This window comes from Henriciella marina, from assembly GCF_027213945.1.
GTDB lineage: Bacteria > Pseudomonadota > Alphaproteobacteria > Caulobacterales > Hyphomonadaceae > Henriciella > Henriciella marina_A.
This window is the reverse complement of sequence record NZ_JAPWGW010000001.1, coordinates 545,637-562,045: the sequence shown is the minus strand read 5'-3', so window position 1 is coordinate 562,045 and position 16,409 is coordinate 545,637. Positions and strand designations below refer to the sequence as shown.

General features: G+C 60.0%; 15 protein-coding genes. 5 read left to right on the top strand and 10 right to left on the bottom strand.

Features of this window, described 5'->3' with window-relative positions; translation table 11 throughout:
• Positions 1–175 precede the first annotated feature (175 nt).
• From O4G74_RS02830 to hslU, 3 genes are read left to right on the top strand one after another with little or no spacing between them, the layout of a single operon-like run.
• Positions 176–2,080, top strand: a complete 1,905-nt coding sequence (locus O4G74_RS02830) for a putative bifunctional diguanylate cyclase/phosphodiesterase (RefSeq protein ID WP_269401148.1) — start codon at positions 176–178, stop codon at positions 2,078–2,080.
• 52 nt (positions 2,081–2,132) lie between these two features.
• Positions 2,133–2,699, top strand: a complete 567-nt coding sequence (gene hslV, locus O4G74_RS02825; protein WP_269401147.1) for an ATP-dependent protease subunit HslV — start codon at positions 2,133–2,135, stop codon at positions 2,697–2,699.
• Complete coding sequence (gene hslU / locus O4G74_RS02820) at positions 2,699–4,003, top strand: ATP-dependent protease ATPase subunit HslU (RefSeq protein WP_269401146.1); 1,305 nt, start codon at positions 2,699–2,701, stop codon at positions 4,001–4,003. Before hslV ends, hslU begins: the two co-directional genes overlap by 1 nt.
• Here hslU and O4G74_RS02815 read toward each other — a convergent pair.
• The 10 genes from O4G74_RS02815 to O4G74_RS02770 form a co-directional block, all read right to left on the bottom strand.
• Positions 3,993–4,343 carry a winged helix-turn-helix transcriptional regulator gene (locus O4G74_RS02815; RefSeq protein ID WP_269401145.1) on the bottom strand — a complete coding sequence of 117 codons (351 nt, stop codon included), beginning with the start codon at positions 4,341–4,343 and terminating at the stop codon, positions 3,993–3,995. The two genes, hslU and O4G74_RS02815, sit on opposite strands and share 11 nt — an antisense overlap.
• Before the next feature lie 160 nt (positions 4,344–4,503).
• Positions 4,504–5,235, bottom strand: coding sequence for a PhyR family response regulator anti-anti-sigma factor (locus tag O4G74_RS02810; protein ID WP_269401144.1), 732 nt, complete (start codon positions 5,233–5,235; stop codon positions 4,504–4,506).
• Between the two features lie 108 nt (positions 5,236–5,343).
• The gene (locus O4G74_RS02805) at positions 5,344–6,342 is read right to left on the bottom strand and encodes an adenosine kinase (protein WP_269401143.1); all 999 of its coding nucleotides are present in this window, start codon (positions 6,340–6,342) and stop codon (positions 5,344–5,346) included.
• A gap of 75 nt (positions 6,343–6,417) precedes the next feature.
• Entirely contained in the window at positions 6,418–7,068 is a 651-nt protein-coding gene (gene fsa / locus O4G74_RS02800) for a fructose-6-phosphate aldolase (RefSeq protein ID WP_269401142.1), read from the bottom strand.
• Positions 7,069–7,119: 51 nt separating this feature from the next.
• The gene (locus O4G74_RS02795; protein ID WP_269401141.1) at positions 7,120–8,070 is read right to left on the bottom strand and encodes a UDP-glucuronic acid decarboxylase family protein; all 951 of its coding nucleotides are present in this window, start codon (positions 8,068–8,070) and stop codon (positions 7,120–7,122) included.
• Positions 8,070–9,374, bottom strand: coding sequence for a UDP-glucose dehydrogenase family protein (locus O4G74_RS02790; RefSeq protein WP_269401140.1), 1,305 nt, complete (start codon positions 9,372–9,374; stop codon positions 8,070–8,072). Before O4G74_RS02790 ends, O4G74_RS02795 begins: the two co-directional genes overlap by 1 nt.
• 96 nt (positions 9,375–9,470) lie before the next feature.
• The gene (locus O4G74_RS02785) at positions 9,471–10,985 is read right to left on the bottom strand and encodes a phosphomannomutase/phosphoglucomutase (protein WP_419715362.1); all 1,515 of its coding nucleotides are present in this window, start codon (positions 10,983–10,985) and stop codon (positions 9,471–9,473) included.
• 78 nt (positions 10,986–11,063) lie between these two features.
• Positions 11,064–11,789 (bottom strand): type 1 glutamine amidotransferase, encoded by a 726-nt coding sequence (locus O4G74_RS02780; protein WP_269401138.1) that lies wholly within the window; start codon positions 11,787–11,789, stop codon positions 11,064–11,066.
• Positions 11,786–13,651 (bottom strand): ABC transporter ATP-binding protein, encoded by a 1,866-nt coding sequence (locus O4G74_RS02775; RefSeq protein WP_269401137.1) that lies wholly within the window; start codon positions 13,649–13,651, stop codon positions 11,786–11,788. The genes O4G74_RS02780 and O4G74_RS02775 overlap by 4 nt, the downstream gene beginning before the upstream one ends.
• A 60-nt stretch (positions 13,652–13,711) precedes the next feature.
• Entirely contained in the window at positions 13,712–15,493 is a 1,782-nt protein-coding gene (locus O4G74_RS02770) for a DUF885 domain-containing protein (RefSeq protein WP_269401136.1), read from the bottom strand.
• A gap of 87 nt (positions 15,494–15,580) precedes the next feature.
• Here O4G74_RS02770 and sdhC point away from each other — a divergent pair, with 87 nt between their 5' ends.
• Together sdhC and sdhD are read left to right on the top strand one after the other, a co-directional pair.
• Positions 15,581–15,982 carry a succinate dehydrogenase, cytochrome b556 subunit gene (sdhC, locus tag O4G74_RS02765; RefSeq protein ID WP_269401135.1) on the top strand — a complete coding sequence of 134 codons (402 nt, stop codon included), beginning with the start codon at positions 15,581–15,583 and terminating at the stop codon, positions 15,980–15,982.
• 9 nt (positions 15,983–15,991) lie between these two features.
• Complete coding sequence (sdhD, locus tag O4G74_RS02760) at positions 15,992–16,384, top strand: succinate dehydrogenase, hydrophobic membrane anchor protein (RefSeq protein ID WP_269401134.1); 393 nt, start codon at positions 15,992–15,994, stop codon at positions 16,382–16,384.
• Positions 16,385–16,409 lie beyond the last annotated feature (25 nt).

Sequence of the window (16,409 nt, the reverse complement as noted above, 5' to 3'; positions counted from 1 at the left end):
GGGTCAAGTGCTACTGCAGATTTGTTCACGGATTTCTAAAGTTTATCACCGATTGTCCGTCTAGCGCAGGAAAGTAACCGCGTGAACACGGGGGTGGCATCTGTATAGGACGTCTGCATTTGAACGGTTTCTGTCGCGAACAAGTTTCGCGAACGCGGTGCCGATTGCGGCTGCCTTGCTTGCACTTATTGCAGCGAGCGCTGTCTCTATTCTGTTTCTTGTGTCTGCAGAACACGCGGCTTCAGACAGATCCGACCGGATCGCCACACGAGTTGCAGACGGCATCTATGTAGAACTTGCCTTCGGCAATCAAGCCAATGCCGATGCGGTGCTGGACCGACTTTCGCCGGGGCGCGCCGCGGCGTTTGATCTCGATGGAAATCTGATTGCAGGGGAAGCCACGCCAGAGGTGCTACAAGACGGCCGCCGCTATCCAATCGCATCAGCGGGCGATGTGCGCGGTGAACTTGTCATGCTTCGTGCGCTGCCCGGAATGATGGTCCTTTCGCTACCTGTCGTGGTCGGCGTGATCCTCCTGGTGACGATAGTCGCCTACTTCTTCGCCAATTTCTTTGCGCACCTCGTTGCCCAGCAATCGAATGAGATCACAAGTCTCGTATCACGCACATCGCTGAAGCAGGGTCTTCCTGAGTCCGAAAAACCTGTCCTGTTTGCAGAATTCCGCCGCTTACGCACGACGCTGGTCAGGCGGATCCAGCAGCTTCAGCGCGAGAATGAACGTCTGGTGAGCGCGGCCTATATCGATGAGCGTACGGGCCTCGGAAACGGCGCTGAGCTGACGCGCCAGCTGACACAATTCATCTCCCGGTCTTCGTTCGAGTTTCCGTCGGCCTTTATCCAGATCGACACCGAACCGATGCAGCTTGAGGGCGACCATCAGGACACCGCCTTCGTCCTCGAGGTCCAGTCCGCGATCTCCCGCCGGATCATGAGTTTTCTCAGCGAGCAGCAGGCGGCTTACAGCCTGCCGGATGGACGTTGGCCTGGCTTCGCCCTCGCCTCCGACGATTTCGGAATCCTTCTCGACCGGGTTGGTCCACGCAATGAGATCAACCGCATCGCAAAATCGCTCCTGGTCCGGCTGAAAGAGCCATACACAATCGGCGGCAAGAAGGTGACGTTCACAGCGTTCGCTGGCATCGCCATGATTCCGGAAGACGGTCAGAACCCGCAGGATATCCGTAAGCGCGCTTACACCGCTCTGGTTCAGGCCAAACGCACTGAAGGCGCGGAGATGCAGTTCTACTCGCCCAAGCTGGACCGCCAGACTGCCGCGCGCAAACGTCTCGAATCGGAAGTGCGTTCAGCTGTTGAGCAAAGTGCGTTCACACCAGTTTACCAGCCCAAGGTCGATCTTGCCACGGGGCGGATTGTCGGTGCCGAAGCGCTGGCCCGCTGGCAACTTGATAGCGGCCGCATTGTTTCGCCGGGTGTCTTCATCCCTGTGGCCGAAAGCTGCGGCCTGATCGGGGATATCGGCGAGCAGATCGCCCGCAAAGCCTGTATGGGCGCAGCCAGATGGGCCGAGATGGGCTATACTGACATTTCCATCGCCGTGAATGTGTCACCGCGCCAGTTCGAGAATGATGATCTCGGCACCATGCTTATTGATGCGATGACGACGGCTGGCCTTCTCCCGCGGCTTCTGCAGTTGGAGATTACGGAAAGCGTCGCGGTGACGGATCCGGAACGCCTGCGAGACGTAATCGGACCGCTCAAATCCATGGGCGTGCGTCTCGCGATCGATGACTTCGGTACCGGCCACTCAAACCTCGCCATGCTGGGCCGCCTGCCGTTCGACGTCTTCAAGATTGACCGCGCCTTCATCTCCAGCCTGCACACCGACAAACAGGCCCCGGCCATCGTCGAGATGATCCTCGGCATGGCCGAAACACTGGGCATGGAAACCGTGGCTGAAGGTGTGGAAACCGACGACCAGCTGCAATTCCTGAAGCGTCGCGGCTGCGACCAGTATCAGGGCTTCCTGTTCAGTCCGGCGGTCGGTCTGGAGAAATTCATCGAGATGGTTCGCCGCAATAGACAGCCAGCCGCAGCCTGAGAAAGCGCCATGCCTCTTGCAGAGGCAGGACCTGCGCGCCACATCTGCGAGCGTGACTGATCAAGACAGACAGAATTCAGCGCTATGGCACGGGACGACTATCCTTGCTGTGCGCACGAAAGACCACGTCGTCATACTGAGCGATGGCCAGGTGTCGATGGGTCAAACCGTAATGAAGGGCAATGCCCGCAAGGTACGCCGTCTCGGCAACGGTGACATCCTCGCCGGGTTTGCTGGCGCAACTGCCGATGCCTTCACCCTGTTTGAGCGCCTCGAGCAGAAGCTGGAGCGATTTCCGAACCAGCTGCAGCGCGCTGCAGTAGAGCTCGCCAAGGACTGGCGGACAGAAAAATACCTCCAGAAGCTGGAAGCCCTGCTGATCGTCGCCGACCGCGATGCGACGCTGGTCATCACGGGCGCTGGCGATGTGCTGGAGCCAGAACATAACGTTGTGGCTGTCGGCTCCGGAGGCAATTATGCGCTGTCGGCCGCCCGCGCGCTTTACCCCTATGAAGCAGACGCCGAGAAGCTGGGCCGTCAGGCCATGGAAATTGCTGCCGACATCTGTGTTTACACGAATTCGAACTTCTCGATCGAGAAACTGGACCTGAAAGACTGATGGATCTCTTGACCCCCAAGGAAATCGTCGCCGAACTGGACCGCCATATTGTCGGGCAGGGCGATGCAAAACGCGCTGTCGCACTCGCCCTTCGCAATCGTTGGCGCCGCAAGCAGGCGCCTGACGACCTGCGCGACGAGATCACGCCGAAGAACATCCTGATGATAGGCCCAACCGGTGTCGGCAAGACTGAAGTCTCCCGCCGTCTCGCCAAGCTCGCCAATGCGCCCTTCCTAAAGGTGGAGGCGACGAAATTCACCGAGGTCGGCTATGTCGGGCGCGATGTCGAACAGATCATCCGCGACCTCGTCGAATCGGCTGTTGGCATGGTCAAAGCCCAGCGCCGCAAACAGGTTGAGGAGCAGGCCCGTGAAGCGGCAGAGAAGCGTCTCCTCGACGCCCTTGTTGGTGAAGATGCGCAGTCTTCCACGCGCGAGGTCTTCCGCCGCAAGCTGCGCGACGGTGAACTCGATGACCGGGACATCGATATCGAGCTGCAGGACACAGGCACGGGCATGCCCATGATGGACATTCCGGGTGCTGGCGGCTCCATGGGGATGGTCAATCTGGGTGATCTGCTTGGCAAGGCCATGGGCGGGCGCACCAAGCGCGTACGCACCACGGTTCGCGATGCCTACAAGCCCCTGATCGACGAAGAGGCCGACAAGCTGATCGATGAGGAAAGCGTCACGCGCGAAGCGATCCGCCTCGTGGAATCGGATGGCATCGTTTTCCTTGACGAGATCGACAAGGTCGCCGGCGGGAGTAATCGAAGCGGCGCAGATGTCTCTCGCGAAGGTGTTCAGCGCGACCTTCTTCCGCTGATCGAGGGCACGACCGTCTCGACCAAGCGGGGCCCGGTCCGTACCGACCACATCCTCTTTATCGCCTCGGGCGCATTCCACGTCTCAAAGCCCTCCGACATGCTGCCGGAGCTGCAGGGCCGCCTGCCGATCCGGGTTGAGCTGAAGGCGCTGAGCAATGCGGATATGCGCCGTATCCTGGTCGAGCCTGAAGCCTCGCTCATTCGCCAGCACCAGGCGCTGATGCAGGCCGAAGGTGTCGAATTGCAGTTCGAAGACGCGGCCATCGACGCACTGGCAGATGTAGCCGTGCGTGTGAACGATACGGTTGAGAATATCGGCGCGCGACGTCTTCAGACGGTGCTGGAGCGGCTTCTGGATGAGATCAGCTTCACAGCGAACGACCGCAAGGGCGAGACCGTCACGATCACTGCTGACTATGTCGATGCCCAGCTATCGGATCTCGCGGGCAATACCGACCTGTCGAAGTTCATTCTGTAGCGTTTGGCCGGGCTGAACGCCTGATCGGCAAATGTGTGCGGCCCCAGGCGCGGAACGTCTCCAGAGCGGGCGCGAGTTCTCTGCCGCGCTCGGTCAGGATGTAGTCATAGCGAACGGGCCGCTGCTGATAGGGCTTCTGTTCCAGCAGGCCTGCTGCGACGAGCCGTTTCAGCCGGTCTGCTATGATGTGTCGCGTCGCGCCAGTTGAGCGGGCAAACGCCTCGAACCGCGTCTCGCCAAGCAGGCAGTCACGCAGGATGAGCAACGTCCATCTCTCCCCGACGAGAGAAAGCGTTCTGGCAACAGGGCACCAGTCATCTTCGAGCGCACGCCATTTCATGAGTGAACGCCATAGACTGATTTGCGCGACGGGCGAAGTTTGTGCAGCTGGTTCTATTTAGGAGGGAACGGTTCGCTACAGGCACGCATAGGGCTCGTGAAAGCAAATGCATTCCTACCCATAACCCATCAAACTGGCCGGCGATTTCGCCGGCCTTTTTTTATTGCGCGGTCATACTCTGTATCAGCGCCTGACTTACCACCGCTTTCACCATGTCGGGCCGGAACGGCTTCGCGATCAGATAGGCTGGCTCACCATCGCGGCCTGTCAGAAGTTTCTGCGGATAGGCAGTTATGAACACCACAGGGATGCCCAGCTCTTCTGTAATGATTGCGGCCGCATCGGCCCCTGATGAACCGTCGGCCAGCTGGACATCGGCAAGGAGCAGATTTGGCTTGAGGGTGCGGCAGCTTTCGACGGCCTGGTCTCGCGTCACCGCCTGGCCGACCACGTCGTGGCCAAGTTCGCTGACGATCTGGGAAATGTGAGCCGCAACGAGTGGCTCATCTTCCATAATGAACACCCTGGTCTGAAGTGAGCGTGTAAGCTCTTGCTCGGCTTCCACCATCAACTCGCCAACTTCGTCAGCCGGGCACCCAAGGATGGTGGCCGTATCCTCGACTTTAAACCCTTCCATGGCGGTCAGCAGAAGGGCGCGGCGTGAGCGAGAGGCCGGGTCAGGCTCGGCCCCGGCTTTGGCGGCCGGGAGAGCTTCGCGAATTGCAGTTTCGAGATTGCTGAAGAAGCCTACCCTGTCAGTCGCCGGATCTTCTTTGGCGATGAGAGAAGCGATGGCGACTTCGACGATCGCATCGCCGCGCTGGCTGCTTCCGGTAACGGCCCGTGCATAGCGACGCAGGTAAGGCAGCTCTCGTTCAAGATTGTCTGCCACGCCCATCTATACACCTGTTTGTCTTGTTGGCTCGATTAAGCCTCAAACAGGTTTAGAAAAAATTAGCCGTACTGCGCGCTGCACATCAGCGCGCAGTACGAACTGCTTTTAAGTCTCGATGCCGGCTTTTCGGGCAAGCTCAGCAAGCGAAACCTCAGGGCGTGGACCATAGTGCGAAATCACCTCCGCAGCGGCGATATGGCCCAGCTTTGCGCAGGTCTCGAGCGGCAGGCCGCGGCTCACACCGAATAGAAAACCTGCAGCGTACTGGTCGCCTGCGCCCGTCGTATCGACCACTTTGTCAACTGGCTCGGCGGCGACGGCGACTGCGCCTTCCGGACTGATCACGACAGAGCCCTTCTCGGACCGCGTAATGGCGGCGAGGCCCGCATCGGCCTGCATCCGCTCAACCGCCTCGTCGAAATTATCGGTCTGATACAGCGATAGCGCTTCGTCCTCATTGGCGAATACAAGGTCGACATGGTTCTTGATGAGGTGAAGGAAGCTGTCGCGGTGACGCTCTACGCAGAAGCCGTCAGACAGGGTCAGCGCGACTTTGCGGCCTGCAGCCTGAGCGAGCTCGGACGCATGGACGAACGCGGCCTTGGCGTCTTCCTGGTCGAACAGATAGCCTTCAAGATAAAGAATGGCGGCATCTTTCACCATCTGCTCGTTAACGTCGCTCGCAGAGAAGAGAACCGACGCACCGAGGAAGGTGTTCATGCTGCGCGCGCCATCAGGTGTAACGAAGACGATGCAGCGCGCCGTTGCAGGGCCATCCTCAAGCGCTGGCGTATCGAACGGAATACCGCTGTCATTCATGTCCTTGCGGAAAACGTCACCCAGCGTGTCCCTGGCGACTTTGCCGATATAGCCAGCTTGCCCACCGAAGCTTGAAATTCCGACAATCGTGTTGGCGCCAGAGCCGCCCGAAAGCTGCGGGCCGTCAGGTGCGGCAGCGACGAGCGCATCAGCACGCTCCTCATCGATCAGCGTCATGCCATTCTTGCGGATGTCATGCTGCTCCAGAAAGGAATCCTCGACACTGGCGAAAACGTCGACAATCGCGTTTCCAAGGCCAACAACGTCAAAACGGGTATCGGTCAAAACTTACCTCAGTTTTCTATAGGGTCGGGCGGGTGGGCCCGGTGGATATCGCGCCTTTCACGGGCGCATACTTTATCAGATCTTGATGCCGGCCTTCTCGGCGTCGGCGAGAAATGCGGCGAGACCCTTATCCGTCAGCGGATGGTTCGCGAGGCCGCGCAGTACGTTCGGCGGGACCGTTGCCACATCGGCGCCGGCGAGGGCGGACAGCTTTACATGGTTCGCATTGCGGATCGACGCGGCCAGGATTTCGGTCTCGAAGGCGTAATTGTCATAGATGATCCGGATTTCCTCGATCACTTCCATGCCGTCGATATTCATATCGTCGAGACGGCCAATGAACGGCGAAATATAGGCTGCACCGGCCTTGGCGGCGAGAAGCGCCTGATTGGCCGAGAAGCAGAGCGTAACGTTTACGGCCGTGCCTGCATCGCTAAGGGTGCGGCAGGCTTTTAGCCCGTCCATGGTCAGCGGCAGTTTCACTGCGACATTGGACGCAATCTTCTGAAGCTTGCGGCCTTCGCTTACCATCGTTTCGAAATCGGTCGCGACGACTTCGGCGCTGACATGGCCAGTGGTCAGATCACAGATCTCGGCGATGACGTCGGACATGTTGCGTCCTGACTTCGCAATCAGCGACGGATTGGTCGTCACGCCATCGATCAGGCCCGCCTCTGCGAGCGACTTGATCTCATCTGTGTCTGCGGTGTCGACAAAAAATTTCATGCGGGCCTCCTGCGCGTATCCGGGCGCTTTAGCAATGATGGGCCCATCGGGCTAGCCAGCCGCGTGCAGCTCTCTGAAATAAGCGATGGTCTTCTCAAGCCCGTCGCGGAGTTTCACCTGCGGTTCCCAGCCGAGCGTGTTGCGGGCGCGGGTGATGTCCGGCTTTCGCTTTCGCGGGTCATCCTGCGGCAGCGGCTTCTGGACCAGCTGTGACGAGGTGCCGGTCATCTCAATGACGAGCTCGGCCAGCTCCTTGATGGTGAACTCACCCGGATTACCAAGATTGATAGGGCCAGTGACCCCGGTATCGGTGTTCATCAGGCCGATGAGCCCGTCGACAAGGTCGTCGACGAAACAGAAGCTACGTGTCTGGCTGCCATCGCCATAGATGGTGATGTCCTCGCCGCGCAGCGCCTGCATGATGAAGTTGGAGACGACGCGCCCGTCATTCGGGTGCATGCGCGGGCCATAGGTGTTGAAGATACGCGCGACCTTGATCTCAACCCCGTGCTGGCGGTGATAGTCAAAGCAGAGCGTCTCGGCGCAGCGCTTGCCCTCATCATAACAGCTCCGCGGGCCGATCGGGTTCACATTGCCCCAATAGCTTTCTTCCTGCGGATGGATTTCCGGGTCGCCATAGACTTCAGACGTTGAGGCCTGGAGGATCCTCGCCTTGGTCCGCTTGGCGAGGCCCAGCATATTGATCGCGCCATGGACCGACGTCTTCGTCGTCTGCACGGGGTCAAACTGGTAATGGATCGGGCTTGCTGGGCAGGCCATGTTGTAGATCTGGTCGACTTCCACAAAGAGCGGGAACGTCACATCATGGCGCATCAGTTCGAAGCGCGGATTTCCCATGAGGTGTGCAACATTGCTGCGGGTGCCCGTGAAGAAATTGTCGACGCAGAGAACTTCGGCCCCCTGATCGAGCAGGCGTTCACACAGGAAAGAGCCGATGAAACCGGCACCGCCGGTGACCATGATCCGGGGTGCCAGGTGCATCAGGGACGTCCCACGCTAATATAGGTGAAGCCTCGTTTGGCCATGTCTTCAGGCGAATAGATATTGCGAAGGTCGACAACGATGTCGCTCTTCAGGGAGGTCTTCACCCGGTCGAGGTCGAGCGCACGGAACTGGTCCCATTCGGTGATGATGACCATGGCGTCTGCACCATCGATGGCTTCATAGGCACTCTCTGCATAGTCGAGGCCGGAGAGGAGCTTCTCTGCCTCATGCATGCTTTCCGGGTCGTAGGCTATGACTTTCGCGCCAGCTTCGGTGAGCGCCGGAATGATGTCGAGCGACGGGGCGTCGCGCATATCGTCCGTGTTCGGCTTGAAGGCGAGGCCAAGCACGCCGATCGTCTTGCCATTCACGTCGCCGCCCATCGCCTTGATCACCTTGTCGGCCATGGCGCGCTTGCGGGCAGCATTGACCTCGACGACCGTGTCGACGATGCGCACCGGGCAGCCAGCATCATTCGCCGTCTTGGTCAGCGCGAGCGTGTCTTTCGGGAAGCAGGAGCCGCCATAGCCGGGGCCCGCATTCAGGAATTTTCGGCCGATCCGGCCGTCGAGACCAATACCGCGGGAGACTTCCTGAACGTTTGCGCCAACGGCCTCGCAGAGGTCCGCCATCTCGTTGATGAAGGTGATCTTCACAGCAAGGAAGGCGTTCGCGGCGTATTTGATAAGCTCTGAGGTGCGACGGCTGGTGAACAGGATCGGCGTCTCATTGAGGAAGAGCGGGCGATAAAGCTCCCGCATCACTTCGCGGGCGCGCTCGCTATCGGTGCCGACGACAACCCGGTCGGGGATCTTGAAGTCCTTGATTGCCGCACCTTCACGCAGGAATTCCGGGTTGGAGACGACGGCAAAGTCAGCATCCGGATTGGTCTCGCGGATGATGGCCTCAACTTCGTCACCCGTGCCGACGGGAACGGTCGACTTGGTCACGACGACGGTGAAACCGTCCATGAGCTCGGCGATTTCCTTGGCGGCCGCATAGACATAGGAGAGGTCTGCATGACCATCGCCGCGCCGGGATGGCGTGCCGACCGCGATGAACACCGCATCGGCCTCTGCGATGGCGTCTTTTGCTTCGGTCGTGAAGGCCAGACGGCCCGCTTCGACATTCTGGGCAACCAGCGCATCGAGGCCCGGCTCGAAGATCGGGATCTCACCTCTGTTCAGCCGGTCGATCTTGCCCGCATCCTTGTCGACGCAAGTGACCACATGGCCGAAATCGGCAAAGCATGCCCCGCTGACAAGGCCGACATAGCCTGTTCCGATCATCGCTACGCGCATGGCTTCAGTCCTGTTTTACGTTGCTGCCACGATTTTGCGGCGAGGGGTGCGGTTTTTATGCCAGAAGGTCAAGCCGGTGGGGCAGGTGGGACAGCCCTATATTTCCTGATTATATTCGCCGACTTCCTTGTGCTGACCAAGGCGCGGTTTGACCTCCTTGCGGAAAAGGTCGCGCATATCGTCTTCAGACTGAAGGCTTTCCACGACGACCACCAGTTCCGGCTTGTTAGATGATGCCCGCACCAGCACCCATGACCCATCTTCCAGCGTGACACGCGCACCATTAACCGTGTTCACATCGACGACTTTCCGGCCGAGGATTTCCTTACCGGCCATGCCTTCATACTCGGCGACCATCTTGTCGATGACCGAATATTTGATCTCGTCATCGCAGTGCGGCGACATGGTGAGAGAAGTATAGGCGATACCAAGCTCACCCTTGAGGTCGGCCATGGTCTTGTCCGGGTTGCGGTCCAGCATCTGCAGTATCGCGCCTGCTGCGACTATGCCATCATCATAGCCAAGTCCGATGGGCGGGCGGAAGAAGAAGTGACCCGACTTCTCAAAGCCTGCCAGTGCGCCGAGGTCTGTCGTGCGCCGTTTAATGTAGGAATGGCCCGTCTTGTAGTAATCGACGGTCGAGCCGTTCTCTTTGAGGACCGGGTCGGTCTTGTAGAGGCCGGTCGACTTCACATCGACGACGAAGTTGGCACCTGGATGGACCCTGGAGAGGTCGCGCGCCAGCATCAGGCCGATCTTGTCGGCGAAGATTTCCTCGCCCGTATTGTCGACGACGCCGCAACGGTCCCCGTCGCCGTCAAAGCCAAGCGCGACGTCCGCGCCATGCTCCTTCACGGCCTTCGCCATCTCGTGGAGCATCTTGGAGTCTTCGGGGTTCGGATTGTATTTCGGGAAGGTGTTGTCGAGATTGCAGTCCATCTCGATGACGTCTGCGCCCATCGCGCGAAGGGCGTCAGCCGCAAACGCGCCTGCCGTACCATTGCCGCACGCCGCGATGACTTTTAGCTTGCGCTTCAGTGAAACGCCTTCCGAGACCGACGCGATATATTTCTCACGCAGGCCATCGACGCGGAAGGTCCCGCCGCCCGCGCGCGGCTGGAAGTCACCATTCAGCACGATCTCTTTCAGCCGGCCCATTTCGTCAGGGCCAAAGGTGAGCGGCTTGTTCGCGCCCATCTTCACGCCGGTCCAGCCATTCTCATTGTGGCTGGCGGTGACCATGGCGCAGCAATCGGCATCGAGCTCGAATTGGGCCCAGTAAACCATTGGTGACAGCGCCAGGCCGACATCCAGAACCTCGCAGCCACCGGCCACGAGGCCAAGCTTCAGGGCATTCTTGATCGGCAGCGAGATGGAGCGGAAGTCGTGACCCGTGACGACCTTTGGCTGAACGCCGAGCTCATGGAAAAGCGTTGCCATGCCGAGGCCAAGCGCTTCAGCGCCCAGCAGGTTTAACTCTGGCGCCTTGTCGCTTCCGGGGATGCCAAACCACCAGCGCGCATCGTATTCCCGAAAGCCGGTCGGCTTGACCAGCGGCAGGGTTTCGAACTCAATCGAGTTGGGGGCAATGTCGGCGCGCGGCTTCGGCATCATGGGCCGGATCTCCTTGAACTGTCTGCGACCTGTGATGGCATGAAAAGATGACGCTTTTCCAGCCTGAAGGCCTGTTTATTTCCGCCGCGCGCTGTCCAGCAGGAATTTCGCCATCCATTTGCCGACCTGATCATTATCGACAGGCGTTTCGAGACTGTCACAGGCTTCGTCGACATGCTCGGCTGGAAACGCGGTGCCGCGGCGGACATTGTAGAGCGCGCAGCAGAAGCCGCTGGAAAACTCCGGGTGGCCCTGAAAGCTGATCGCGGGCACGCGGCCATAGTCCAGAACGGCGAAATTACAGAATTCCGAGCGGGCGACCACGCTGGCGCCGGGCGGCAGGCTCTGGACCTGGTCCTGATGGCTCACACCCAGAGAGAATGTGTCGGCAGAAAAATCGCCCATCCAGTCCGGGCGCTCGCAGACATCATAGACATGCCGGCCAATGCCCCAGCCCTTGTCGGACTTTTCCACTTTCGCGCCCAGTGCCTTGGCGATTGCCTGGTGGCCAAAGCAGACGCCGATCTGCGGCACGCCCTTGGCGGCGGCGCGCTGGATCATGTTGAGGAGGGGACCCATCCAGTCATGCTGCTCATAGACGCCAGCTGCAGAGCCGGTCACGAGCAGGGCCTCGACGTCTTCAAGCTCTGGGAAGGGCTCGCCAGAGATGACCGCGACGCTTTCGCAGGTAAGGCCCGGCAGGTGCGGCGCGATCAGGTCTTCGAACATGGCCGGATAGCGCGGCCAGTCATTCTGCATCGCCTGCGGCGGCAATCCGGTTTCGAGAATGGTCAGTTTCATTGCTCTGTTTCTTCTAAATAGTCTTTCGCAGGCTCCGGCTCGACAAGGAAGCCGCCGGACTGGCGTGACCAGAGGTCTGCATAGAGCCCGCCCGCTGCAACAAGTGCCTCATGCGTGCCCTGTTCAACGATCTCGCCCTGGTCGAGCACGATAAGACGGTCCATCGCTGCAATCGTGGACAGGCGGTGCGCAATGGCGAGCACGGTCTTGCCTTCCATCAAGTCGAACAGGCTGCCCTGAATGGCGGCCTCAACTTCGGAATCGAGCGCGGAGGTCGCCTCATCAAGGATGAGAATCGGCGCGTCTTTCAGGAAGATGCGGGCAATCGCGATGCGCTGGCGCTGGCCACCAGAGAGCTTCACACCACGTTCGCCGACATGGGCATCGAGGCCGGTCCGGCCTTGCGCATCTTTCAGCGAATGAATGAAGCCTAGCGCTTCGGCGCGCCCAGCGGCCGCGAGGATATCCTCATCAGTCGCGCCCGGCCTGCCATAGGCGATGTTCTCGCGAATGGAGCGATGGAGCAGGGACGTGTCCTGTGTCACCACGCCGATCTGCGAGCGCAGCGAGTCCTGCGTGACGGCGGCGATGTCGTTCCCGTCGACGAGGATGCGCCCGGACTCTGCGTCGTAGAAACGAAGGAGAAGGTTGGTGAGCGTCGTCTTGCCCGCGCCCGAGCGGCCGACCAGGCCGATCTTCTCGCCCGGTTTGATGTCGAAGGTCATCTTTTCGATGACGCCGTTTCCCTTTCCATAATGGAAGGTGACCTCGTCAAAGCGGACCGCGCCCTTCACGGGTGGCAGCGGCTGCGCGCCAACGCTGTCTTGGACCGCGACGGGCTTCTTCAGCATCGCCATCCCATCGAAGACCACACCGATATTTTCGAACAGGGCGGCAACTTCCCACATGATCCATTGCGACATGGACTTGATGCGCAAGGCGAGGCCAACAGCAGCAGCCACGGCGCCAGCGGTGACCAACTCTCCAAGCCAGAGATAGATGCCGCCAGCGGCGATCAGGAAAACGAGCAGCGAATTGTTGAGATAGACAATGGCGTTGAGGCTCGTGACCAAGCGCATCTGGCGATAGACCGTGCCGAGGAAGCCGGACATGCTGCCCTTGGCATAGTCTTCCTCAAGGCCGGAATGGGCAAACAGCTTCACCGTCTGGATATTGGTATAGGAATCGACGATGCGGCCGGTCATGATGGAACGGGCATCGGCCTGCTCCTCGGCGATCTTTCCTAGGCGCGGCACATACCAGTACATTATGAAGCCATAGACCACCGCCCACAGGATAAGCGGGAGGGTAAGGCGCCAGTCCGCGCTCGCCACAAGGGCGAGCGCCGAGACGAAATAGACGATCACGAAGACAAAGACGTCGAGCACCTTCATCACGGCCTCGCGCACAGACAGGGCGGTCTGCATGACCTTGGTCGCGACGCGGCCGGCAAATTCATTGCCGAAGAAGTCCATGGATTGGCCCAGCATCTGGCGGTGCATGCGCCAGCGTGCGCCCATTGGGACGTTGCCCATGAGGCCCTGATAGACAATCAGCCCCTGCAATAGCGTGGCGACTGGAAGGCCGATCAGCAGAACCCCGGCCATGAGGATTAGTGTGCCCGCCTCGCGCTGGACAAAGCCGTCGCGGTCAGCCTCTGCAAGCCAGTCGACAATCCCGCCGAGGAAGCCAAACAGAGCGACCTCGCCAGCCGCGATGATGGCCGTGAAGAATGACATGGCGACCAGCCACGGCACCGCGCCGCGAATATAATGCCAGACGAACGGCAGGAACCGGCCGGGCGGCAAGCCGCCCTGGGTTTCCGGGAATGGGTTCAGACGGCGTTCGAAGAAGCGATACATGGCTCGCCCATGTGGCGCGGCTGCTGCCGCAGCGCAAGCGGGTCGGCCCTAAGGCTGTCTCTATTCTGCGTCAGGCACTGCAGAGTCTTCCATTTCGCTTTCAATCCACTCCGTCACCCTCGCCTCCAATGCGTCGAGCGGCAGGGCGCCTGCGCCTAGAACAACATCGTGGAAGTCGCGAATATCGAAGTCTGCGCCGAGTGCCTCTTTCGCGCCGGCGCGGAGTTCGAGAATTTTGAGCTCACCGATCTTGTAGGCCGTGGCCTGTCCCGGCCAGCCAATGTAACGGGTTACCTCGGTCTGGATGTTGAGCGGAGCGAGCGCGGAGTTGTTCGTGAAGCATTCTTCGGCTTCTTCGCGGCTCCAGCCATACCAGTGAAGACCCGTATCCGCGACCAAGCGGCAAGCGCGCCACATCTCCATGGAGAGGGCGCCGAACCGCTCATAGGGGGTCTCATAGATACCGGCTTCACCCGCGAGCTTCTCGGCGTAGAGACCCCAACCCTCCCCGAAAGCTGTCGCGTAATATTGCTGGCGGAAGCGCGGAATGTCTTCCAGCTCCTGCGCCAGCGAGATCTGCAGGTGGTGGCCCGGCACGGCTTCATGCGCGGAAAGGGCAGGGAGCTCATAAAGCGGACGCTGGTCGAGCGCATATGTGTTGACGAGGTAGTTGCCCTCAATCCCTTTCTCGAGATCGCCGCTTGAATAACGCCCTGTCGTATAGCCTGGCGCGATTTCAGCAGGCACCGGAATGACGCCATAGGTGAGGCGCGGCAGCTTGCCGAAATAGGCAGGCAGCATGGCATCGAGACGCTTTGAAAGGCGCGATGCCTTTTCAAGAAGATCCTCGGGCGTTTCGGCATAGAATTGCGGATCGGTGCGCAGGAAGTTCTGGAAGTCCTCGAAACTGCCAGGATAGCCGAGCTCCTCGATGATGGTCTCCATTTCGCCGCGAATGCGGGCGACTTCGCGCTCACCAAGTTGATGGATTTCTTCGGGCGAGTAGCCGGCGCCGGCCGTGTGGTAGGTAATGACGGCCGCATAATAGTCTTTGCCATCTTCGAGGTTTACGATCCCCGCATCTGCGCGCGCGGCGGGCGCATAGGTGCTTTCCATGAAATAGAGCGCTTCAGCATAGGCTTCGATGGCCTTTGCAACCGCGCGGCGACCGCTCGCCCGGATCATGTCCTGCGCTTCGGGGCTGATCGTGTCGGGAAGGTTTTTCAGAGGGGCGTAGAGCCCGCTCTCTTCAGCCGAGACATTGGCCTGCTCGCGGATCTGCGCCATGGTTGTGGCGAGCGGGTCCTTGTGCGAGGTCCAGCCGGTCTCGATCCCGCGTCTCATATTCATCTTGTGATCGTCGAAATAGCGGGGAATGGCGTTGAGGCGCGAAAGCCAGGCCTCGGCGTCATCCTCATTCTGGATGCGAACCTGGCGCGCAGCATAGAGCGGCTCTGCCTGAAAACCCCAATCGCCATTGAACGGCAGACGGGCCGTATCGAATTCGGCTTCGACAATATGGCTTTCCAGAAGGTGGGAGAGGATTTTCCAATCGGGCGTCGAGTGGTCCTCGATCTCCTGCAGCCGGGCGAGGAGGGCGCGGGCCTCATTCGCCGTCTTCTCTATGCGCTCTGGAGATACATCGGCCCAGCGGTCCGGGGCGCGATCCTGCGCCCGGGCTGCCTCGCCGGGATCGATCGAGCGGATCAGGGCTTCATAGTCGATGACTATCTGTTCGATTGACGGGGCCCCTCTCTCGTCTGCGGCGCTGGACTGGGCGTAGGCGAGGGCGGGCGACGCGACGGAAAGCAGTAGAGCTGTAGCAAGAGAACGGAGATTCATGCGCATTTGACCTTTCTTGTCGCGTTGACACCGCGCTGCACCAATCTAGAACCCGGTGTCGTAAGGCATATTTCTCGGGAGACCCCAATGTCAGGTTCAGAGTGGACTGATCCACGCCCGATGTCACCACACCTTCAGGTGTGGAAATGGCACTGGACGATGGCCTCATCGATCTTTCACCGCGTCAGCGGCGTTGGCAACTATCTTGGCGCCCTGCTGGTCAGCGCGTGGCTTATTGCGCTCGCATCAGGGGCCGAAGCCTATGGGGCGGTCGAGGCGGTGATGCTGCACCCCGTGGGGCAGATCCTCCTTTTCTTCTGGCTGGTTTCGGTGCTCTTTCACCTCGCGAATGGCCTGCGTCACCTTATCTGGGATGGCCCCAAGGCGGGTTTTGATCCGAAGGTCGCGAGCATGTGGTCCATCGTGAACTTCGCTTTCGGCATCGTCGCTGCCGCCATCATCTGGTCGCTTGCGACCAATCTGTTCTAGGGGGCGGGCATGACGACGAACTTCAAGACACCTACCGCGGCGGCCCGCGGTCTTGGCTCTGCCAAGTCCGGCACCGGTCACCACATCAAACAGCGCGTCTCCGCGATTGCGCTTCTCTTTCTCGTCCCGTGGTTTCTGTACGCTGTCATCGCGGCCAGCCGCGGCGGCTTTGATGGCGCAACGGTCTGGCTCGCCCAACCCTGGAACGCCATTCTGATGATTCTCACACTCGGCGCGGCGTTCTACCACATGCGCCTCGGTATGCAGGTCATCATCGAGGACTACATTCACAAAGCAGGAATGAAGCAGGGTCTGCTGATCCTGAACACATTCGTCTGCGTAGGACTTTTCACGGCTACCGCCCTGTCTGTCCTCAAAGTCTGGATTTCGGCGGGGCTGTAAAAGCTGCCTCGTCCCCGAAGGAAAA